Origin of the sequence: Methylonatrum kenyense, assembly GCF_023195885.1 — a bacterium.
Classification (GTDB): domain Bacteria; phylum Pseudomonadota; class Gammaproteobacteria; order Nitrococcales; family Aquisalimonadaceae; genus Methylonatrum; species Methylonatrum kenyense.
Window position 1 is genome coordinate 265,656 of record NZ_JALPKO010000001.1, and the last position, 23,345, is coordinate 289,000.

Genomic DNA, 23,345 nt, shown 5'->3' on the forward strand with positions numbered 1-23,345 from the left:
GGGTCGTCGGCTTAATTCCTACCCGGCAGTCGATAGCGCACGCTGCGCCCGCCGCCGGGTAGACGCTCCAGGCACCCCTTGTCCAGCAGATCGGTGAGATCCCGGGTCGCGGTGGCCTTGCTGACCTTTGCCATGCCCCGGTACTTGCTCGCATTGATGCCGTGGGGAAACTCTTCCTCACCATCGTCCAGCAGCCGGTTCAACACCTTGACCTGACGCGGGTTGAGAACGGTTTCCGCATGCATCTGCCAGAAACGGGCCTTCTCCAGCACCCGCTGGATACGAGCCAGGGCCCCATCCAGTGCTTCCTGCAAACAGGCCAGAAACCAGCGCAACCAGCGGGTAATGTCCAGGCTCCCCTTCTGGCTGGATTCCAGGATCTCGTAGTAAGCCTGCCGCCGGGCCATGATCACCTCGCTCAGCGAGTACAGGCGGATCGTCTCCTGCTCCGCCTGGGCCAGGGCCCGATCTGTAATGGCACGGGCAATCCGACCGTTGCCGTCCTCGAAGGGATGCAGGGTCACGAACCAGAGATGGGCGACGCCGGCGCGGAGAATGGGGTCAAGCTCGTTGCCGGGATCATTGAACCAGTCGAGAAACCGCTGCACCTCGGCTTCCAGTCCGGACCTCGGCGGTGCCTCGAAATGAACTCGGGGGCGATCCATTCTCCCGGAGACCACCTGCATCGGCGTATCGCCACGCAAGCGGCCGACGGCCGCCTGCTGGAATCCGGTGTCCGCTGGCGGGAACAACAGAGCCTGCCATTTGCAAAGCTCTTCCAGAGTCAGCGCATCATCGAGCCGGCCGGTCGCCCGCACCAGCAAGCTAACCAAAGCCTCCGCCCGATGCGCGTCGCGACCGGCCACACCGGCATGGGCAACCCCGAGTTGTCGGGCCACCGAGGAGCGCACCGAATGGCGATCGAGCAACTCGCCCTCAATCTCGCTGGTGCGCAGCGCGTCCTCGGTCAGACTCTCCATTCGTAGCGACTGGATCGCACCGGAATCCACGGCGTCACGACGCCCCAGCAGCCTAGCCTGCCTTGACCGAACGGTGTCCAGATTGGGCTGCAGCGCCTTGGTGTCCCAGTGGAAGTGCGGCCATTCGCTTTGCTGCCAGATGTACATGCGCCGATTACCCACTCTATTCGGCTCAATTAATGAGCCGATTAAAGCCGCGATTCGGCTCACGGTCAAGCGCACGTCGCCTGGATCGGGCGGTTTCCGTAGGATGACCGGAGATCCGGTGAATCGCCTCCGACAGGTGCTGTCGCGCAGGGCCGTTCTACTGATCACTCCGAATAACAACACGCCCGGAGCCCCATGCCCGACACCGGCCACAGCCATCATGACCTCCAGCCCGGACTCGCCGTGCTGCACGGCAACCGCCTGGAGTCGCTGCGCACGCTGGTCGTGGACTGGCTGCGTGCGCATCCGCTGGCGCCGCTGGAATCCGAGACCGTGCTGGTGCAGTCCAATGGCATGGCGCAGTGGTTGAAGCTTGCGCTGGCCGCGCCGGAGGGCGGGGCCGAGCCCGGTTGCGGTATCGCCGCCGCGCAGCATTTCCTGCTGCCGCAGTCCTTCCTCTGGCAAGCCTACCGCGCGGTGCTGGGCGCCGAGGCCGTGCCGGAGACCTCGCCGTTCGAGAAGCAGCGCCTGCAGTGGCGCATCTACCGCCTGCTGCCCGGCCTGCTGGCCGGTGACCCGGACACCTTCGCGCCGCTGGTGCGCTTCCTCGACACCGACCAGGACAGCCGCAAGCGGCATCAGCTCGCCCGCCGGCTGGCAGACCTGTTCGACCAGTACCAGGTCTACCGCGCCGACTGGCTGGCGGACTGGCTGGAGGGACGGGACCAGCTAACCGACGCCCGCGGCAAGACCCGGCCGCTGGCCGAGGACCTGCGCTGGCAGGCGGTGCTGTGGCGGGCACTGCATGCCGACGCCGGCGAAGCGGCGCGACTGCTGTCGCGCCCCGGCATCCAGCAGCGCTTCATCCAGGCCCTGGACCGGGCCGCGCCCGGCAGCCTGCCGGAGTTGCCCCGTCGGGTTCTGGTGTTCGGCATCACCTCGCTACCGCGGCCGGTGCTGGATGCCCTGCATGCCCTGTCCCGCCACTGCCAGATCCTGCAACTGGTGCAGAACCCGTCCGGGCACTTCTGGGCGGACCTGGTCGAGGACCGCGAGCTGCTGCAACTGGACCGGCATCGCCACCAGCGCAACTTCGGCACGCCGGGGCATCCGCTGCTGGCCGCCTGGGGCAAGCAGGGCCGGGACTTCATCGCGCTGCTGGACCAGATCGACGAGCCCGAGCGCTACCGTGACTGGTTCCAGTCCATCGACGTGTTCGAGCCGCCTGTGCCGGAGGACCAGCCACTCGAAGACGCGCCGCTGCTGCAGCAGATCCAGCAGGATATCTTCGACCTGACGCCGCTGCCGGAACCCGGCGCCGAACGCGCACTGGTCGGGGACCGCTCGATCCGTTTCCACCGCGCCCACAGCCGCCAGCGCGAGGTGGAGATCCTGCACGACCGGCTGCTCGACGCCTTCGCCCGGGCCGACGCCGCCGGCCAGCCGCTGCGGCCGCGGGACATCATCGTCATGGTGCCGGACATCGATGCCTATGCGCCGGCGGTCGAAGCGGTGTTCGGCACCGTCAACACCACCGATCCGCGCTACATCCCCTACACCATCGGCGACCGCCGCGCCCGCAGCGAGGCGCCGCTGGCGGTGGCGCTGGAGAAACTCGCCGACCTGCCCAACGCCCGCCTGACCCTGGGCGATGTACTTGACCTGCTGGAGGTGGCCGCCTTCCGCCGCCGCTTCGGCCTGACCGAGGAGGACCTGCCGCTGCTGCGCCGCTGGTGCCGTGATGCCGGCATCCGCTGGGGGCTGGACGGCGCGCAGCGCCGGCAACTGGAACTGGACAGCGACTTCGAACAGAACAGCTGGCGCTTCGGCCTGCGCCGCATGCTGCTGGGCTATGCGGTGGGCACCGGCGAGGCCTGGCAGGCGATCGAGCCCTACCCGGAGATCGGCAGCCTGGATGCCGCCCTGCTCGGCCCGTTGCGGGCCCTGCTGGATACGCTGGAGCAACAGCTCAAGGCCTTCCGCGAACCGGGCCGACCCGCCGACTGGGCGCAGCGCATCGAGGCGCTGCTGACTGACTGCTTTGCGCTGCACGGTGCCGACGAACTGGCGCTGGAGTCGCGGGTTGTTGGGGCCATGCAGGGCTGGACACTCGCCTGCGAGGAGGCCGGTTTCGACGAGCCGATCCCGCTGTCGGTGGCCCGCGATGCCTGGCTCTCGGCGCTGGAGGACGAGGGCCCGGCCCAGCGCTTCCTGGCCGGCCGCGTCAACATCTGCACGATGATGCCGATGCGCAGCATCCCGTTCCGCCTGGTCTGCCTGCTGGGCATGAACGATGGCGACTACCCGCGCACCCGGCCACCGCTGGACTTCGACCTGATGGCGCTGAAGGGCCAGTACCGGCCCGGCGACCGCTCCCGCCGCGACGACGACCGCTACCTGTTCCTGGAGGCCCTGCTGGCCGCCCGCGAGCAGCTGCACATCAGCTGGATCGGCCGCAACCCGCGGGACAACGAACCGCTGCCGCCCTCGGTGCTGGTCAACCAGTTGCGCGATCACCTGGACCGGGGCTGGCGCGTGCCGGACCGCGACGGCAGGCCGGTCGCCACCAGCGAGGCCCTGACCGTCGATCACCCGCTGCCGCCATTCAGCCCCCGCTACGCCGACGACGGCGAACTGTTCACCTATGCCCGGGAGTGGGAGGCCGGCGATGTCCCGGCAACGGCCGCGGCCGCACTGGATACCCCGGAGCTGCCCGAAGATCTGGTGCTCACGATCAACGACCTGAACCGCTTCCTGGCCGACCCCGCCCGGCACTTCCTGAGCGAACGGCTGAAGCTGCGCTTCGACAGCGACAACGAGGCGCCACCGGAAAATGAGCCCTTCGAGGTGAGCGGGCTGGACGCCTACGGCATTCACGAGGCCCTGCTGCAACCGCTGCGCGAGGACGCGCTGCGGACCGATCCGGAAACCGCGATCCGCGCCGCCGGGCAGCGCCTGATGCGCAGCGGCCAGTTGCCGGTGGCCGGCCTCGGCCAGTTGCAGCTCGACAATGCCACCGCCCAGGCCGTCAGTGCTGCCGAACGCTGGCAGGCCCTGCGCGCCGACTACCCGACCGCGGAACCACCCCGTGAGCTGCGCCTCCAGCGCAACATCCAGGGCCGGACGCTGACCATTGAGGACTGGAGCACCGACCTGTTCCAAGCGGCCGATGGCCGTATTGCCCGGCTGGTGCTGAAGGCCGGCGACACGGTGAAGCAGAAAAAGCCTCACTATCCGCGCCTGCTGCGTGACTGGGTGCAGCATCTGGTGCTGAACGCCGCCGGCATCCGGGCCACAACCTGCATCGTCGGCCATGACGACGTCCACACGCTGCGACCCCTCGATGTCAATGATGCCCGGGAACGACTGGACGCGGTCCTGGACGGCTGGCTCACCGGCCTGCAACAGCCACTGCCACTGCCCCTGCGCACCGTATTTGCCTATCTCACCGGCAAGGCGGAGGAGCCCGCCACGGTGGAGGCACTGGAAAACCACTACGAGGGCAACAGCCAACAGACCGGCGAGGTGGACTACGACAGCAGCGGCGCGCTGCAGCGCTGCTTCCCCACCACCGCCTCGCTGCTGGAGCCCCGGCATCAGGACCAGAGCCTGTTCGATTACTGGGCCGGGCGCCTGCACCGCCCGCTGGTCGAGCATCTGACGCCGGAGGACGCGGAATGAGCTCACCGCGCACGCTTGACCCGCTCGCCGTCCCGCTGGCCGACCGCCACCTGATCGAGGCCAGCGCCGGCACCGGCAAGACCTACACCCTGGCCGCCCTCTACCTGCGGCTGGTACTGGGCCATGACCCGGCCGACCCGGAGCGCGCGCCGATGCTGCCGCCGGACATCCTGGTCGTGACCTTCACCGAGGCTGCCACCAAGGAACTGCGCGATCGCATCCGTGGCCGCCTGGCCGAGGCCGCGCGCTGCTTCGCCGGTCACGCCGAACCCGACCCCAACGACGCCATCCTGCCCGGCCTGCTGGCGGCCTACCCCGAAGGCGAGGCCCGCCAGCGCCATGCCGACCACCTGCGGGCCGCCGCCGACTGGATGGACGAGGCCGCGATCTACACCATCCACGGCTTCTGCCACCGCATGCTGCGCCAGCACGCCTTCGATTCCGGCAACGCCTTCGAGCTGGAACTGAGCGACGAGGAGGCGCTGATCCAGCGCCAGGCCATCGAGGACTACTGGCGCCAGCACCTCTATCCGCTGGGCCCGCCCGAACTCGCGGCGCTGGGCATTACCATCGCCGCCAGCGAGGACAAGCCGAAGCTGTCGCTGGACCAGTTCGCAAAGACCGTCGGCGGCCTGCTGGGTAAAAGCGAGCGCTTCCGGGCAATCCCGGACGAGCCACCCACTGAGGCCCTGCGCCGGGCGGCGCAGCCATGGCACGACGCGATCCGCGACCTGCGCCAGGCCGTCGAGACCGGGCTCGACAGCTTCAACGATGCGCTGGAGGCCGGCTGGAAGAACGAGGTGCTCGGCAAGGGCAGCAAGCCCACCGCCGGCACCTGGCGCGGCAAGCTCCTGCCCGGCCTGCAGGACTGGCGAAAGCGCGGCGCGAGCCTGCTGCCCGACACCAACGGTGCCGCCCTCGCCGATCTCGGCAGCGCCTGCCTGGAAAAGGCCGTGCGCAAGAACCAGGTGCTGCCCGACACCCTGGCCAACCACCCATTGCCGGCCGCCGTCGACCGCCTGCTCGACAGCGCCCAGCACTTGAGCGCTGCCTCGGCACCGCTTTATGCCCATGCCGCCCGCTGGATCGACCAGCGCATCGAGCGCAGCAAACAGCAACGCGGCCTGATCGGTTTCCAGGACATGCTGACCCGGCTGCACGACGCGCTGCGCCAGCCCGGCGGCGGGCCGCGCCTGGCCCGGGTCATCGGCGAGCAGTTCCCGGTGGCGCTGATCGACGAGTTCCAGGACACCGACCCGGTGCAGTACGGCATCTTCCGCGCCGTCTACGTCGAACCCGAAAACACGAAAAACAGCCTGTTCCTGATCGGCGATCCCAAGCAGGCCATCTACGGCTTTCGCGGTGCCGACCTGGACACCTATCTCGGCGCCGCCGAGAAGGTGCCGGCGGAGCAGCGCCACACCCTGGGCCGCAACTTCCGCTCCAGCCAGACCATGGTGGAGGCGGTCAACAGCCTGTTCGGCAACTCACCGACCGCGCCGGACCAGTTCCTGCAGCCCGACATCCGCTTCCACCCGGTGGCCCACAAGGGCCGCCGTGAGCAGCTGGAAATCGACGGTGCCGCGCCGCCGGCAATGACCCTCTGGCACCGGGAACAGCAGACCCTGGACGAAAGCGTCGAGAGCCTGCCGCTCAAGGACTACCGGCGGCATATGGCCGAGATCGGCGCCGAGCACATCGCGCGCCTGTTGCACAACGACAAGGCCGGCTTCCGCAGACCGGACGGCTGGCAGCCGCTGCGGCCGGCGGATATCGCAATCCTGGTCCGCACCGGCCAGGAGGCCGGCCTGATCCGCGACGCGCTGCGCGCCCGCGGCCTGCGTTCGGTCTACCTGTCGGACCGCGACAATGTGCTGCAGACCCCGGAGGCCCGGGACCTGCTGCGCTGGCTGCAGGCCATCGCCGAGCCGGAATCCGAGCGCCGGGTGCGCACCGCGCTGGGCACCGCGGCGCTGGGCTACGACTGGGCCACGCTGGACGCCCTGTTCGGCAACGATGCCCGCTGGGAGTCGGCACTGGAGCAGTTCCAGCGCTATGCCGAGCTGTGGCAGCAACGCGGCATCCTGCCGGCCCTGCGCCAGTTGATCCGCGACCACCAGCTGGCGCCCAGGCTGTTGCGCCAGGCCGGCGGTGAACGCCGGCTCAGCAACATCCTGCAACTTGCCGAACTGTTGCAGGACGCAGCCGCCGCGCTGGACGGCCCGGCGGCACTGATCCGCTGGCTGGATGAGGAACTGCATCGCGAGGACGGCGGCAGCCCGGCGGACGAGCGCATCCTGCGCCTGGAAAGCGATGCCGCACTGATCAAGGTGGTCACGATCCACAAGGCCAAGGGCCTGGAGTACCCGCTGGTGTTCCTGCCCTTCATCTGCAGCTTCCGCCCGGCCAAGGCTGAGACGCCTCTGACCCGACCCGACGGCGATGGCCTGAGCGTGAGCTTCGAGGTCGTGGACGCCGACAAGGAGCTGGCCGAGGACGCCCGCCAGGCCGAGGACATGCGCCTGTTGTACGTCGCCGTCACCCGCGCCATCCATGCCTGCTGGCTGGGCATGGCGTCGGTGCTGCAGCAACGCACCAAGGTCATGACTGACAAGAGCCATCTGAACCTGACCGCCATCGGCCGCCTGATCGGTTGCGAGGAGAAGATGGTCCCGGACGCGCTGGGCCCGTTGCTGAAAACCGTGGCCGGACAACACTCGGCCATCACCGTCGAACCGGTCTCGCCGCCGCCGGCACCGGCCGCCCCGACAGCACTGCCGGACAGCGGCATCGAACTGGCCCGGGCCCGGCGCTACACCGCCACGCCGCCGAACCGGGAACGCTGGTGGATCGCCAGCTACAGCGCCCTGCTGGAGGATGGTCCCAAGGCCTGGGCGCCGGGCAGTGCCGACGAGGACGTGCTGGTCGAGGAAAGCCTGGAGCCGGCGCCAAGTCGCGGCGAACCCGACCCGGACAGTCTGCACGCCTTCCCCCGCGGCCCGGCCGCCGGCACGCTGCTGCACAACCTGCTGGAGGCCCTGGCCGTCCAGCAGTTCCCAAAGGCCGACGAGCCGGCCTTCCGCCGCATCCTGCAGCGCGGCCTGCGCGGCCGCCGCTGGCAGGACTGGCTGCCCCAGGCCGGCGACTGGCTGGGCAGGATCATCGACACGCCGCTGCCGCTGGCCGCTGATGCCGCACCCCGGCTCAGCGCGCTACCCCGCGGCGCCTTCATCGCCGAACTGGAGTTCCTGCTCTCGGTAGCCGAAGTCCGCGCCAGCCAGATCGATGCCGTCATCCGCCGCCACACCCTGGACGGCGCCGGCCGCCCCAGCCTGGGCGAGAACGAACTGCACGGCATGCTGAAGGGCTTCATCGACCTGGTGCTGGAACACGAAGGCCGCTATTTCGTTATCGACTACAAGTCCAACGACCTGGGCCCCACGGATGCCCACTACCACCCCGGCGCGCTGCGCGAGGCGGTGATGGACAAGCGCTACGACGCCCAGTACAGCCTGTACCTGCTGGCCCTGCACCGCCTGCTGCGGGCGCGGCTGGGCGCGGCCTACGACTACGACCGCCACGTGGGCGGTGCCGCCTGCCTGTTCCTGCGCGGTATCGGCCACACGGGCCGTGGCGTGCACGCCGAGCGCCCGGACCGCGCCCTGGTCGAAGAACTGGATGCGCTGTTCAGCGGGGAGGTAACCGATGCAGCCTGAAGCCCTGCCCCGCGCCCCGGCCCTGCCGCAACGCCTGCAGACCTGGCTCACCGACGGCTGGCTGCGTGCCACCGACCTGGCGCTGGCCGCGCTGCTGGCCGAGGACGGCGGCGAACAGGACGAGACCGTGCTACTGCTGGCAGCTCTGGTCAGCCACCAGGTGGGCGGCGGCCATGTGCGGCTGGACCTGCGCGCCGCCATCGACAACCCAGCGAGCCTCTGGCCCGACCTGCGCAACCGCACCAGCGATACCGAGACACCGCTGGACTGGCTGGCGAGCCTGGATCTCGACGAGGTCTGCTCCCGCCTGCAGCAATCCGCTGTCGTCGACGAGGCGGAGACCGACGGCACCGCACCGCTGGTGCTGGCCGGCAGCCAGCTCTACCTGCGCCGCTATTGGGCCAATGAACGGTTGATCGACGAGGCCCTGGACGCCCGCCTGCAGGCCCCGAAACGCGACCTGCCCGGCCTGCGCGACAGCCTGGACGCCCTGTTCCCGCCCGACGACAACGGCCCGGACTGGCAGCGCATCGCCTGCGCCCTCGCCAGCCGCTCCCGCTTCACGCTGATCACCGGCGGCCCCGGCACCGGCAAGACCACCACCGTGGTGCGGCTGCTGGGCCTGCTGCAGTCCTGGCAACTGGACAGCCATCCGGACCACCCCCTGCGCATCCGCCTGGCCGCCCCCACCGGCAAGGCCGCCGCCCGCCTGGGCGAGTCCATTGGCGGCGCGGTCGACGCCCTGCCCCTGCCGGAAACCGTGCGCAACGCCATCCCGCGTGAGGTCAGCACCCTGCACCGGCTGCTGGGCCCGAAACCCCAGAGCCGCCTGTTCCGGCATGATCGGCATAACCCGCTGCACGCCGACCTGGTGGTGGTCGACGAGGCCTCAATGATCGACCAGGAACTCACCGCCCGGCTGCTCGACGCCCTGCGCCCGGAAACCACCCTGATCCTGCTCGGCGACAAGGACCAGCTCGCCTCGGTCGAGGCCGGCGCCGTGCTCGGCGACCTCTGCCAGGGCGCCGACCAGGGCAACTACACCCGGGACACCGTGGACTGGGTCCGCGGGGCCGCCGGCGACGATATCAGCCCCTGGCAGGCCGACGGCACCGCCCTGCAGCAACACATCGTCATGCTGCGCAAGAGTCACCGGTTCAGCGCCGACAGCGGCATCGGCGCCCTGGCCGAAGCGGTGCGCCTGGGCGACCAGGAACGCGCCAACGCCCTGCTGGACAGCGATGACCCAAGCATCGGCCGCATCACCATCAGCCAGGCGCTGGATCCCAAGATCGAGACCGCTGCACTTCAGGGCCACCGACCCTATCTGGAACAAATCCGGAAGGAACGGCCTGACACCACCGACCGCACCGCCATCGACGCCTGGGCCAGGGCCGCACTGAAGCGCTTCGCCGACTACCAGGTGCTGGCCGTGGTCCGCGACGGTCCACTGGGCGTCTCCGGCCTCAACCAGCGCATCGCCCGGCGGCTGAAAGCCGAAGGCCTGACCGAAAAGGACCACGGCTGGTTCGAAGGCCGCCCGGTCATGGTCACCCGCAACGACTACGAACTGGGCCTGATGAACGGCGACATCGGCCTCTGCCTCAACACGCGGCTAACCGCCGACGAAGCCCCACGACTGCGCGTCGCCTTCGAATTGCCGGACCGCAGCATCCGCCTGGTCCTGCCCAGCCGCCTGGAGGCCGTGGACAGCGTCTTCGCCATGACCGTGCACAAATCCCAGGGCTCGGAGTTCGGCGAAGTGCTGCTGGTGCTGCCGGAAACCGACACACCGCTGGTAAGCCGGGAGCTGGTGTATACGGCGGTGACGCGGGCGCGGGAGGGAGTCAAACTAACAAAGTTTTCTAAAACAGCGACTTAAGTTGAGGTGTACTGCGCCATCGGCTTGAGGCCTATTCTGTAATAGCTTTAAGCAGCGCATCTCGCACGTCAGAATAGAACTGAATATCGATCTTGGTCGCCATATCATCCGAGAGGTCAAACAACTGTCGACGGCAGGCGACTGGCATCAGCAATACAGTGGCGCCCTTCTCTACAGCGATTTCCGCGATCGTGACCGGATTGTGAATAGACTCAACGGAGCCGCCCAAGTTTATCTCGCCAACAATGATCAAACCGCCGCGCACGCTCCTCTTAAGAAGCGCAGTGCCCAGCGCAATTACTGACGCCATTCCCAGCTTTGTCCCTGACTTGGAAGCGTCGAAAGCGCGCAACTGAACCGTAAACTCGTGTTGACGTGGATCCTTGTCGCCCACCAGCTGCGCCGACCGGGCGTAAAGATTCTGCTCTGCATAACCGATGCTTTCCTTGAACGCGGGCGGTACCGGCTTGTTGAGGACCTTGACGCCGGACCCTGGCCCTTCGTTCACCTCGATCCGGTACAGGCCGGGATGTTCCTCACCGCCACCTGGAGAGATAGTCCATACTTGGCCAGGTTCCAGGGGATCGTCACCAATACTGTTATCGCTCTGGAGTTCCGGAGTGGAAACAAACTTCTCGACACCGTCGGCGCCCATGACATAGCTGAAATGGGTATTCCTGAATTCTGCCGCACCAATCCGCTTCTGCTGTTCCTTCACCCGGCGCCGGGCTTCCATGGCAATGCGAACGGCCCATTCGATATCTTCGTCCGAGACCCCATCATCACCAGGATAAAGCAGCTTGAGCAGGCCGCTGACCGTTTTGTTCACCGAATTGGTATCCCGCCCGGACAGCGCGCCACCAAAGAACACCCTGTTCTGAATCAGGCTAATCCGACTCTGATTGCGCAGCTGGCTCCAGCACTCCGACAGGAAGTCGCTGACCAGGCCGAAATGGTCGGTTAGCAGCTCCTTGCTGATTTTCGGCACGTCCCAGCCTGGCAAGAAGGCGTGGATACGGTCCATGAAGGCCGTATCGTCTTTCATCTCCGGAGGCATGGGACCGAAGAGGTGCCCGATCCGCTGCTGGTGTTCCACATCCACGTCAAAGTTGCCTACCAGCACGATGCTGCCGTCGGCGCGAATGTTTTCCTTACCACGGCTAAACTCACCGGATTCCATGTAGCCCTTCATGATGTTCACGCCGTCCTTCTGGTCGAAGGAAATGCCGGAGACCTCGTCGAAGCAGACCACGTCGTACTGACAGACCAAGCCCCGTTGGCCGCTGGCGTTGTTCACAAACATCTTGGCCACCGTGGCCTTACCACCGGATATAAGATGCGCGTAGGGTGACACTTGCTGGAATAAATGGCTCTTACCGGTCCCCCTGGGGCCAAGCTCTACCAGGTTATAGTTGCGCTCAACGAAGGGCACCATACGCAGCAGAAGCGCGCCCTGTTGCCGCTCCGACAGGCCGCTGGCCTCAATCCCGGTGGACCTCAGTAGCAGCTCCTTCCATTCCTGCGTCGTAAACTCTTTCCGGGCGGCCGCCAAGATATTCAGAACGTCTCGCTTGGAAAGCTGGATCTCCCGCAGCCCTTCAACACCGAAAGGGCGACCATTACTTTCCTGGGCAATGGCAGCATCGTAGTTGAGCGTCACCTCGGCGTAGAAACCGCCGGTCAGCATCCGCTCGTGCTCGTTCACCAAAGACGGCGTAATCCGTACGTCGTTCAGACGAAGGCTGGGAAGAGACGCAATATAGGAGTCCGTTTTCGCGTCCAGGCGGGCTGTAATCAGGTCGATGATTTTAACTTCGCCGTTTTCCCTGGCTCGAGCCTTGAAAAGCTCCTCCTCACCGGCCTTAACGGTGCGAGACTTGAGCTGCCGCTGCACGATCTCCAAGCCTTCGTTGATCTCTTCCTGATCGGTGCTTGCGCAGTATCTTCCCAACAGGAACTCGACCACATAGGTGGGGACCGGGAATTGGCGGCTGAAGGTTCGTACCAGGTCCTTTCGCACCAGGTACCCATCCAGGGCGGTCGCCGCCTTTCTGTCGATATCGTCCAATTCCATCAAATCTGTTCCCCACCGATAACAGTGTCCGTCTGGGCAACCAGAGAACCATTTTCGTCGAGCAGAACAACCACCGCTTTCTGCCCTTCCAGGTCTTCATCTTCGACAACCACGGAGGCGGTGCCATTTGACTTGAACGGCTTCGAGCCGACCACCACACTGCTGGCCGCTTCACCCGGGTGGGTACGGATATCCAATGTGAGCCCTGAATAGTCGCCCGTCACCGCCGCCGTGCAGCGCAACCCTTTCCACACCAGGTCAGTAAACTCGATGGCCCCTTGTGCGGAGGCCCCGCCCGTCACCACCAATTGGAGTGTCAGGCATTCCTGTAGGCTCAGGCCACCGTGAGCGTAATCCTCACCCTTCTTGAAACAACTGATGCCATCGGCCAGCGCAAAGTAGTGACTGGGGTTCCAGTACCAGGGGAAGAGTCGCTCCTGAGTTTCCGCACCGGCCTTCAGTGCGGCACAGCGACCCCATTTGCTCTCAGCCAGTACGCTGGGCAGATCAATTTTGGGGAGTCCCCCGGGCAGAAGCAGCCAGCCATGATCGGTGACGACGCGCACTCGCTTCCAGCCCGCCGCCAACAGCTCGGTAATGCGGTTCCGCACTTCCGTCAAAAGGCTTTCCAGATGTTTGGCCAGCTTCCAGCCACGGTCGTGACCTTCATGGTCGATGTCACCAAACTCACACCAGGCGAAACCTTCCCCCTGGCCATTCTCTGTTCGATCCAGCAGCGTCCAGCCGTTGTCCTTCAGCAGTTTCTTGAGGTGATAGCCACCTTTGAGGGACTGACCGGTCGCCGCCACGGCGGGCTCGAAATCCCCGCTGCCATCTTCCCCCCGAATTTTTTCCCGGACCGGTGTCACCGCCGCCTTGCCTGTGGCGGTCACGCTGGGCAAAGCGGCCCAGGTGGGCGCCTCGTCCACATACAGCCCTGAAGCTTCGAGCATCTCTGCCAGCCGCTTGCCCGTATCAAAGCGCAGCCCATCGACAAAGAGCACACAATCGGCGGGACTGGCCGGAAAGGGGGCCACTGTTGTGCAGGAGCCACCCGGATAGGAGGCACCATCAACGATCTTCTGCAGGTAGCGGGCGGACTCTTCGAGCCACGGCAGGTAAACCGCCCGAACTGCCGCTGTGACAGCCTCAAAGTCAGACGTACTCTCCACTTGGGCCAAGGCGCGCATTACGCCGTCATCCGCTTTCCAGCCAGCGTTGGCATAGCCGTCCATCAGATCATCCACAGAGCCCGCCGCCAGAGACGATTTCGCATAGTTGGCCATGGCGGCCAAGTGTTCCAGTGCACACGCCAGCGGAGCTTCTTCTAGCTCCGCCCAAACGAGTGATCGCCTGCCGCCGTGTATCTGTTCGAGCTCCAGTATTCTGGCCCGTGCCTGGTGCGCCGGCGCCTGGGCCAGAGCCAGCAAGTCACGGCGCAGGTGGTCTTCCTGGCCCTGGTTCCACTGAGGCCAGCCACCGGCCACGGTTTCATCGGCAAACAGATCAAAGGCCGGCGGTTGGCATTTGCGAATTTGGGCCGGGATATGGGGGTAGCGGTGGGGCGCCTCGCAGAAACGTTGCCAAACCGCCTGCCAAGGCCCCTCGTGGGCCGCAAGCTTCGCACACCCTGCCAGCACACCCTCATGCTGTGGGTTGAAAGCCAACTGGGAGGTGCATACCGCCACAAAAGCCTGCCATTCGTTCTCACCCCTCGCAGCCTGGAATGCATCGCCCTGGTCCAGCCACAGCAGCAGATCCCGGGTGGGGTCGCCGCCGGTTAACAGGGTATTGAAGTAATCCTTATCCAGGCGTTTGCCCTTGAGCAAGTCGACGTCTTCGTCGAGCAGTCGGTACAGCGCCAGTTGCATGGCGTGCCGGGTTTCGCTGTCCTGTGCCACATCGAGGCCAAGACCACCCTGATCCGACTTCAGGTAGGCAAGGATGGTCCAGTCCTTGGCATTCACCTGGGACCAGATCACGCCACGGTATTGCAACTCAGCCAGCGGCTTGAGCAAGTCCGGGCAACCTTCCACCGCCCGCAGATCCTGACGGCTGACGCCGGGCAGGTAGAGAATGGGTATCCTGCCATCGTCCAGGGATACTTCATCCGCCAAGCCGGCAATCACGCAGCGTAGCCAAATCGCTGGGCCGGTGCGTTTTTCTGGGGCATAGTCACCTAGCACCAGAAGCTCCGGCAGTTCCGCCTGAAGGACCGGAATAACCGCTTCCCATTGCCGGTCACGGTCTGGCCAGAGGATGCCGGCAGGGGCGACCTGAATGTCTGGGTTAAAGGTAGCCGCGTCTCGAACAGACTTCAGGAGATTATCAATAACCCTCATGCACCACCTCTGGCACCCAATGCCTCTATCCGTCCTACCCATGCATCAAATAGAGGGCACTCCTGACGGATAGCATCCAGGCCGATATCCAAAGCTATTAATGAGCCATGAGTAACTTTGTCATAGGTATCGCATACTGCCAGAATGCGTTTTGAAGGTGCTGTCTCTAGACCTTCGTTGATGTGCTCGGGGCTGTCGAAACCACGGCGAATCTCCGTTAGTTCAGCGACCACACCTGGCTCATCAAACCAGTCTGAGAAGGCATACGGGGCACTAAACAAGAGACCTTCAAATTCATGCACAACCACATTGGCCAAGAAATTAGGTTGGGCAATATCGTTCTGAAAGGCCTCTTCTACTGCTTTAGCCCGAGTGATGGAATCTCCTGGCGCTTCCATGGCCGGAAATTCAGTGGGTAACCCATAGAAGTCCAGCAATGTGGTAACCCAGGCGGAGGCATCCTCCTTGCATTTATTCTCCACCTGCCATTTTATCTTCCCATAAGACGACACACCGCCCTTTCCTTGCGGGCCGGTGCGAATAATGATGGGGTTCAGCCAGATGTTAAGGCGTTGAAAGTGCGGACCGAGCACCTCGCGCACAAACACATCTTCCGTTTGGCCTTCACAGAAAATATGTACCCGGGTCATCGTGTTGGCCTCCCACCCAGAACATTTTTCTGCCATAGCTCCCCGAGAGAGTATTCATTGAGCCAAGCGTCCAGCGCCTTGGTGTCGAGACGGTGTAGATGGGTATAACCCTCTGTTCGATCCGCAACCACAACATCCTCTGAGGAAAATTCATTCAGAAGGTCAGTAGATTGGGTGGAAACGATGACTTGCTTATTCTTGGACGTTGACCGCAATAAAGACGCAAGCAAATTGATCGCGAATGGATGGAGCCCCAGTTCCGGTTCATCAATCAAAATTGTCTCAGGCTGCAGTTCCTCGGGCTGCATAAGAACTGTCGTCAGGCAAATAAACCGCAGGGTTCCATCAGACAGCAGGTGGGCCTTAAAAGGCACATCTTCCCCCTTCTCTGTCCACTCAAGCTCTATCTGATCCTTGCTGTCTGGCTGTGGGCGCAGCAGAAAATCCCCGAAGAAGGGTGCGACCAAGCGGACTGTCTTAACAATACGTTTGTAATGGGATGGGTGCTGGTCTTTTAGGAGGTAAAGGAATGCGGCCAAATTTCGGGCATCCGGACGCAAGTAGAGGTTGTCGTTGATACCATGGCGTTGTTTGACTAGAGCACTGTCACTGGTGTCATGGAAATGATAAAGACGCCAGCTCTTCATGGGCGGAACCGTGTAATCGTAAATCCGTGTAAAACGTTTCTGCGATTCCACTTCCGTTTCGAAGTGACCAGAACTAATCGTCCAGTCGCCTTTCATGTTCCACCAAAAGTTCTCTTCCGCAAACATCATGCGGTTATCCTGGGTTGGCTCCAGGGTAAACTTGTAGCCATTGTTGCCGAAATAAAGTTCGGCGTGGATCTGCTCTGTATTTTTGCGCCCAAAGTGCAGCAAAGCATCAGGACCACCCTGTTTGCTGACATAGCGCTGTAGGTTGCCTTCAAGCATCTGCTGAATCAGCCGGAAGAAGCCGATAAAGTTTGACTTGCCAGCGCCGTTGGGGCCGATAAGCACATTAAGTTCTCTCAGCTCCAGATCGCACTCGCGGATGGATTTGAACCCGCGCAACACGATGCGAGATAGTTGATTTGGGTTCATTGTTCGTCACCCTTATGATGTTCAGATATGATGCGTTCGGCTTCCCTATCATAAATTTCAGACAAATCCCGTAGAGTGCGAGCTAACCTGTGAAAATTAGCATTCTCGACATCCTCTGCCTTCTGGCGGTACCGCTCTGCAAGCTCTTTTTCTGGCTTGGCGGTTGGATCAACCCAATGGACTCCACGGGAACTGAACGCCGCTGAATGAAAACCTCTTCGCATTTTTTCAGAGTCCCGGCTATTTAGGACATCGGCAGCAGCACGATGAATCCACAATCCATCCTCATCTTGAGGTGCGTGAAGTAATACTTCACCGATATGGACAAGGGCGGGCTCTAAATGCCCGGATTCCGCGCAGGTAACCTTCACCTTCTCAAGCCAGTTTCTGCAATGCTCTGCGTCGAACGATCCATCATCCATTTGCCCTGGGGGGCGACTCCATTCGCTGATCAATCGATAGGCGTTGGTGGCTATAGCCTTTTTATCTTCAGAAGGTTTATCGGTATTGTCTCCCTCTTTGTTCGAACGATAAATCAGCTGAATCACTTCGCAGAAAAAATCAGGCTCATTAGCCAATTTCCTGTGCAAGAAAACAGGTTTATTTCCATCGAGTTGATTAAGTAAAGGCAAATAAGCCCATTCGACCCTGAAAAGGTCATCATCACTAACGGCGCTATCCGACTGTAAGTGCTTTATCAGCTGAACCATGTGATAACTATCCATGGCGTGGCTCGACTCGCTGGATCTTAGCGCCCCAAGAAGAGCGCGCACGCATTGCTGTGGATCAACCGCACTCTTCGAGTGCAGCATTCTTTCCAGACAGTTTATGGCAGCGTGTGGCCGCCCGTATTCGAGTAGCTTATCAATGGCAAACCCAAGATCTTCCTTCGCCTCATAGGGGAAAGCACTTGCCCGATTCCAGTATTGACTCTCATGTTTGTCGAGCCACTGGCCTGCTCGCGCCCAAGCATCTCGAGTGAAAGGCAAGCAAGCCAGAAATTGTCCTATTTGTCCGTGGCTCCATCCCGCTCTATTTACTCTGTCGCACCAATCCCAGCCCTCATCATGACGGCGGCGCCATATAAACGCGCCCACCAGGTCCAGGTGCTTTTCGTTCTCCGAATCCAAAAAGTTCGGTAGCAGCGTTTTTTCAATATTCAGCACAGATAGGTGAGCCAATGCGGCGCCAACATCACGAGGTGATGAAACGGTCTCGGCAAAACGAATTGCACCGTCTATACCATCTTTTGCAATAATCTCACTGATGGCCGATGCTCGCCGCTCATCAAGCTTTCTACGCTGCTCCTCCCAGTTTCCAGACTCCTCGTAGAGGTCAAAGTCTCGACCTGAAAAAAGCTCCTGGTATAAGAGTAAGGGATCAGTCGGGGCCAGCTTATCCATAACTGCCTCGAGCGGCTTTAATAGCTCGTCAGGTAGCGACCACTCTGCCTCTGGGAATCGCCGGTGTTTCTTGGTGAACTTAGAAAGTCGGCGCCATAGGATTTGTCGTTGATCTTCAGGAAGCGACCGAATCTGATCGGAAGACAGGGTTTCAATCATCTGATCGAATGCTGGCCGAGTCAGATTGTCAAAGTGGTCAATCAACTCAGAAAGCTTGGCAACATCCAGTCCGGCTGCACTGACCGCTAGCCCAGCGTATGACGATGTCTGTAACCAATACTCATGTTTTGTAACCCCTTTTTCCCAGTCATCCGGGATGATCTTTCTCCACTGCGGCTTATGGGTGCCAGAAGTCATCTGGTGTTGGTTGGGGAGCAGGCTTAGCAAAAGGCTCCAGCCAATGTCTGGCCATTCGTTGATAACGGTCTGTACAGCTACCTTACGCTTTTCAATGCTTGCAAGTGTATGCGGCATCCAGGGAAGCAAAATGTCGGTCAAAGAGTTGGCTGGGCGGTTTGCCCATTGGCCACCTGGATCATGGCTGGCTAGTTCAGCGAGCAGATCACATACTCGAACAAGATACTGCTCATCCCAAGCTATACCTTCCAAAGCCCAGAGCAGCCCTGTCATATGGTTGCTGCCGGTGATGCCAACGCCTTCCTGCACAAAGAGCTCATCGAATGGGCAAGGGGACGACCGTAAAGCTGTTTCTACGGCATCTAGAAATTCCTTGGGCGCTGCTTCGGACAAGGTAGGCAGCAGACCGTTAAGACTTCCCCATAACGTCCAATCCGCTTCGCCAAAGATATCCCGAATCGCCAGAACGGCTGTTATGTCGGCATTTCCAAGAGTGCAGTTGCTGCAAGCTTCCGCATAACAACCCAGAATGGCCAACCCTTCTGCAAGCCCGCTGCGAATTGCGGGGGAATAGCTCAGTACTTTCCCGTGAATGCTAGCTGCATAACGCTCTTCTGGTGGCAGCTCAAAAGCGGGATCCTGTTCTTTCAAAACAGTAATGGCCAGCGATTTAAATACCTCCAGGTTTGGATCAAGAATTCTCGAGCCCAGAAGATTAAATAACTCTTTCCGATGGGTTACAACCCACACGCCATCTTTCAACGATAGGGGGCTATTTGGCAGGTGTAATATTTCACGAGCGACCTTAATCCAATCTTCGTATCTCATATCGAGAATGCGAGATAGAGCCTCCTTGTCAGCGTGCTTTTTTTCATTCCATGATCCAACCAGACTTACCAGTGCTAACAGGGTCGCATCTGGATGATTCTTCCAGTCATCTGAAAGTTCATCTTTCTCAGGCCTCACATTACTGGCTAGGTTATAGATTGCCGCCTTAACAGCGGTAAGGCTCATCTCAGCGGTGTACCTGTCCGGATCAAAGCCCTCTTTCATCTGCTGGTAGGGGTGGATGTAGTTACGAAAATTTCTCAGATGTTGCCCGAAATTCTTTACATCGAGCCGAAGGATTCCAATGTTGTGAGCAACATCTATAAGCTGTGCGAGACTCCAGTCTTTAAACGGTTTTTGTTTGCCGTTTTCATCTTTGGGACTTTGCGGAGACCGATTGAAGTCCGCAGGCTTTTTGTTCGCCAAGCCAAGTAGCAAACCTTCCAGTAAGGAGCCGCACAACATAATAGTGGCCATAGGGGAATGGGAGAGACAACGCTGCGCTTCGGTAAAACGGTTTTCCAGGATAGGTATAAGCCCCGGATCTACCAAAGCGGGTGACAGGGATAAGGTTTCTATAGCCTGGGTGGTTTCGGCCTCCATTGTTGTTATCTGAAGGCCACCCAGAGCGCGTTGTCTATCATCGCCGCTCATTAGACTTTCTTCCGTGCGGCTCTTTTTTCAGCAAGCGTCAGATGGTGGTCGTTAATCCGCTCGCCCTTAAACGTCTGATACCAGGGTGCAGATTCCACATCCTTGCCACGGTCTTTGGTCCATTTGATGTTGGGTTTGTCGCGCAGGATGCCGGCGCCTTTCTTTTTGACGTCGCCTACAGTCATGAAGGGACGGATATTGAGGCGGATGCCGTCGTTGAGGTCCGGGTCCCAGCCTATGGGTTGTTGTTCGATGGGCTTCCAGCGAACGAAGATGTCATAGGGGGCTTCGCCCTCGAGGATCTGTTCCAGCTTCTTTTTCAGGGATTCAGCGGCGGCCAGGCGCTCTTCGGCGCCGTCGACCCCGCTGGACTGGTCCTGCTTCTGGCGGCTGATCCAGTCGCCCAGGTAGGTGTAGATCAGGGTTTCCAGGTTCTTGCGGCCCAGTTTGTGGTAGTTGACCAAGACGGCGAAGCCGTCGGACAGGCCGTCCCAGATGTGCCAGATAAAGGGGCGGTGCTGGAATAGTTTGCAGTGCTGGGCGAAGAACTTATCCCGCAGCCAGGTTTCCAGTGTTTTGCCGGCGTGGTCGGCACTTTTCAGAAGCTTTGCCAGAACATCGGTGGACCATGCCTCACCGTAGGCAGTGGCCAGCAGGTTCAGCAGGCGGTCGGCGGCTGAGGCCTCACCACGCACCGGGGGAATACAGACAATGCCGTCTTCATCGGCGAAGGGCAGCAATGCCTCGCAGCGCTTAACCCATTCACGCTGCTCATTGGCCAGCTCCATATCGGTATCTAATTCAGCGGGCCAGCGGTAGCCGAGCAGGCGGGCAACGGCGATTTGCAGGACTGTGTCGTCGGTGCGGAGTGGGCCTAAGACTGTCCACTTTTCTTCTTCATCCCACACGACCGAGCCGCAGAGGTGGCCATGGAAGATCCATTGGGTCGAGTCGTCTGAGTAGGGCTCAGGTAACCCGTTAGGGTAGAGCCCCTCTGCTTCTTTGGTCCAATGGGCTAGGTCGAACGGTACCTTGACAAGGGTTCCGATTGTCACGTTTCGCTTCTTATCAATCGTCCTTACTGCTTGATCAAAAGCATCGGAGTAGCAGTAGGTCCATATTGCTGCTAAATATTTTTTATCGGCAGGAGTTATAACTCCGACGTTTATGTCGAACTTGTTTCCACCGTAGAGGGATGTTGACAATGTGCCCATCAAGTTCACAGAAATTCCAGTTTTATCCCATGCGTTCTTTCCTTGCTTATCTCTTCCCCGGTCACGTTCTTGAGCAGAGGAAAGGGCCCTCATTTTCCCATTTCCATTTTCATAAAGAACTATCTTCTCTTTTCCGCCGTAGAATGAGGATCTCCCAAGAGTGCTTTGGAAATATTCCCAATCTTCCGACTGGTTGAACTGTTCCCAGAAGAACTGGACGAACAGAGGCGTGTCGCTTGTTGGGATTCCTTGATTGGAGTATGCGACTGCCGATAGAAGCGACGACTCATTTGTCGACTTGATAGTGATGCGATGGTCAGGATTGGCTAGCTGGTCCTGTTGCTTTAGAAATACAATATGAGACAGTTTTAGGGCGTTGGCTTTACTATCGACATCGAACGCATCACCAAGGTCTAATGCCATAAAGCTGGAATCGGCCGGAATTTGATTGGCAATAGAAATGAGTATTGGTGCCGCATCAACTGGTGTGGTGAACGCTTTTTCACCTAACCACGAAATAAATTCTAGCTTGTTCTTTTGAAGCAGGCGCCTGCGGAGCCGTTTGTAGCTGGACAAGAATAAGAAATTTTGCGGAAGAACCAGATTCGCTCTACCGCCACGTACCAGAGACGACAAGCATCGATCCAAGAAAGCCGTTTCTAAAGCTGCCTTTGAGTCGAAATGCTTTTCTTCTAAATACTGTTGGAGTTGTTGTGTTAAATCCCCTTTCGTTTTATACGGGACATTCGTGATAACCCATTCATATTTCGAAGCTAGTAATTCGGCTGCTTTAGCGATTCCCTTCGCGACCACTGACATCTCTGCTATTTCATCATTCCCCTCATCTGCCAAAGCTCGTGTCAGCAATGGCCCTACTTCGTCCCACTTCAACTCGAATAGCGAACCTATCCCCAGGCTTGAAGCGGGATTAATCAAGCTGCCGAGTACGGGGGCATCCTTAAACTGACGATAAAGCTCCTTTAGCGCCATTCTCAGGTCGTTGTTGTCTCCTGCTAATTCTAACCAATCCTCTTTTTCCGCCGTTATCGACAAGCCGGAGCAGGCTAGGTTTATGTCCGGTAAAGCACGATAGCTACCAGCGCCCGGATATTTCCAAGCGGTTAAGGCCAACGCAAAAGCGGCCAGCTCCACGCAACGCTGATCCAGCTCCAGACCATGAATGTTCTCTCGCAACACCGCATCCACGGCGTCGCGAGCGGACAAACCATCTCGCTCCATGCGCATGGGCACCAGCATCAGGAAGGCGGCCACCAGGAAGTGGCCGGAGCCGCAGCAGGGGTCCAGGGTTTTCAGGTCGGCCAATCGTTCCGGCCAGGTATCGAAGGTACCGGCAGCTGGTGTCCAGGTTGCGTCCTCCTGTTTCACAAACCGCAGGTACTCCAAGGGTACACCGGGGATGGCCGCCTTCTGGCGCAGTTCTCCTTCGCTTTCGGCGTTCTTCAAGTCCTCTTCACTTAGCTGCCGGGCCGCCCACCAGGCACCTAGGGCGTTGTCGAGCAGGAAGCTGACCATGTAGGGCTCGGTGAAGAGCTGAGTGACGGCGGGGAGCTCCCGGGCGCCGATCTTAACTTCGGACTGGTTGACCTGTTCCTTCTTCTTGGCCTGCCAAAACTGGTAGACCCAGCCCAGGCTGTCGGAAGCAGTGAACACCTCCAGCGGCAGGTCCGCGACCTGGCGCTCCAGGGCCTGTTGGTGTTCCGGTGGCAGGGCGAGTTGGAAAACCGGGGAGTCCAGCCGGAAAATCTGCGGTAGCATACGGGCCGCATAACGGGCGGCCAGTTCCCAGCCGTTGGTGGCGCCTTCATCGGCAGCCAGGTCTTCACACTCTTCCAGGGTGATGGCCACCGGCTCGTCCGGGTCCGGGTACATCAGCAGGTCATTTTCCGCCAGGAAGCGGGCAAAGAGCATGCGGTGCCAGTGCTCGTAGGCGATTTCCTCCACCAGGCGATCCATGGTCAGGACCTTACCGCCGTTGAGTGCGTCGCCCAGTTGGCGGCCATGGGCGCGTAGCTTGCGGCGCAGCTCCCGGTCGGTCTCGCTCAAGTGCGAGGCCGGTGCCGGGTCGCCAACGCCAAGCTGCTCCAGGGCGGCGCGGGCACCGGTTTCGGCGATGTCCCGGGCGGCCTTGACAGCGCGCTCCAACTGGCTTCTCAGAGTCTTGTCGAGTGGCTGCATGTTGTTTTACGTCCCAAATCCTTGAAGTGATGCCACGGCTACTGCGCTTGTGCCGGGAAAGCACTTTTTCCTCTCGCATCGGTGCGGCTTGATATGCGCAATTATTACCAATAATCGCATAGTCTGCGCATAGAGTTTT

At 61.1% G+C, this 23,345-nt stretch carries 10 protein-coding genes; 3 read left to right on the plus strand and 7 right to left on the minus strand.

What is annotated here, in order from left to right:
- Positions 1 to 11 precede the first annotated feature (11 nt).
- Complete coding sequence (locus tag M0534_RS01295) at positions 12 to 1,127, minus strand: Fic family protein (protein ID WP_248566595.1); 1,116 nt, start codon at positions 1,125 to 1,127, stop codon at positions 12 to 14.
- Positions 1,128 to 1,322: 195 nt separating this feature from the next.
- Here M0534_RS01295 and recC point away from each other — a divergent pair, with 195 nt between their 5' ends.
- From recC to recD, 3 genes are read left to right on the plus strand one after another with little or no spacing between them, the layout of a single operon-like run.
- A complete protein-coding gene (gene recC / locus M0534_RS01300; protein ID WP_248566596.1) occupies positions 1,323 to 4,808 on the plus strand; it encodes an exodeoxyribonuclease V subunit gamma in 3,486 nt (1,161 codons plus the stop codon).
- A complete protein-coding gene (gene recB, locus M0534_RS01305) occupies positions 4,805 to 8,524 on the plus strand; it encodes an exodeoxyribonuclease V subunit beta (protein ID WP_248566597.1) in 3,720 nt (1,239 codons plus the stop codon). The genes recC and recB overlap by 4 nt, the downstream gene beginning before the upstream one ends.
- Positions 8,514 to 10,406 carry an exodeoxyribonuclease V subunit alpha gene (recD, locus tag M0534_RS01310; RefSeq protein ID WP_248566598.1) on the plus strand — a complete coding sequence of 631 codons (1,893 nt, stop codon included), beginning with the start codon at positions 8,514 to 8,516 and terminating at the stop codon, positions 10,404 to 10,406. The genes recB and recD overlap by 11 nt, the downstream gene beginning before the upstream one ends.
- Before the next feature lie 31 nt (positions 10,407 to 10,437).
- Here the strand turns inward: recD and brxL are convergent, their stop codons facing one another.
- The 6 genes from brxL to M0534_RS01340 are packed head-to-tail and all read right to left on the minus strand — an operon-like array spanning position 10,438 to position 23,206.
- Positions 10,438 to 12,480, minus strand: a complete 2,043-nt coding sequence (brxL, locus tag M0534_RS01315) for a BREX system Lon protease-like protein BrxL (protein WP_248566599.1) — start codon at positions 12,478 to 12,480, stop codon at positions 10,438 to 10,440.
- Positions 12,480 to 14,822 carry a BREX-1 system phosphatase PglZ type B gene (pglZ, locus tag M0534_RS01320; RefSeq protein ID WP_248566600.1) on the minus strand — a complete coding sequence of 781 codons (2,343 nt, stop codon included), beginning with the start codon at positions 14,820 to 14,822 and terminating at the stop codon, positions 12,480 to 12,482. Before pglZ ends, brxL begins: the two co-directional genes overlap by 1 nt.
- The gene (locus M0534_RS01325; RefSeq protein WP_248566601.1) at positions 14,819 to 15,472 is read right to left on the minus strand and encodes a DUF4276 family protein; all 654 of its coding nucleotides are present in this window, start codon (positions 15,470 to 15,472) and stop codon (positions 14,819 to 14,821) included. The genes pglZ and M0534_RS01325 overlap by 4 nt, the downstream gene beginning before the upstream one ends.
- Positions 15,469 to 16,554: an AAA family ATPase gene (locus tag M0534_RS01330; RefSeq protein ID WP_248566602.1), complete on the minus strand. Its 1,086-nt coding sequence runs from the start codon at positions 16,552 to 16,554 to the stop codon at positions 15,469 to 15,471. The genes M0534_RS01325 and M0534_RS01330 overlap by 4 nt, the downstream gene beginning before the upstream one ends.
- Positions 16,551 to 19,796: a hypothetical protein gene (locus M0534_RS01335; protein ID WP_248566603.1), complete on the minus strand. Its 3,246-nt coding sequence runs from the start codon at positions 19,794 to 19,796 to the stop codon at positions 16,551 to 16,553. The genes M0534_RS01330 and M0534_RS01335 overlap by 4 nt, the downstream gene beginning before the upstream one ends.
- Positions 19,796 to 23,206 (minus strand): N-6 DNA methylase, encoded by a 3,411-nt coding sequence (locus M0534_RS01340; RefSeq protein ID WP_248566604.1) that lies wholly within the window; start codon positions 23,204 to 23,206, stop codon positions 19,796 to 19,798. The genes M0534_RS01335 and M0534_RS01340 overlap by 1 nt, the downstream gene beginning before the upstream one ends.
- Between the last annotated feature and the right edge of the window lie 139 nt (positions 23,207 to 23,345).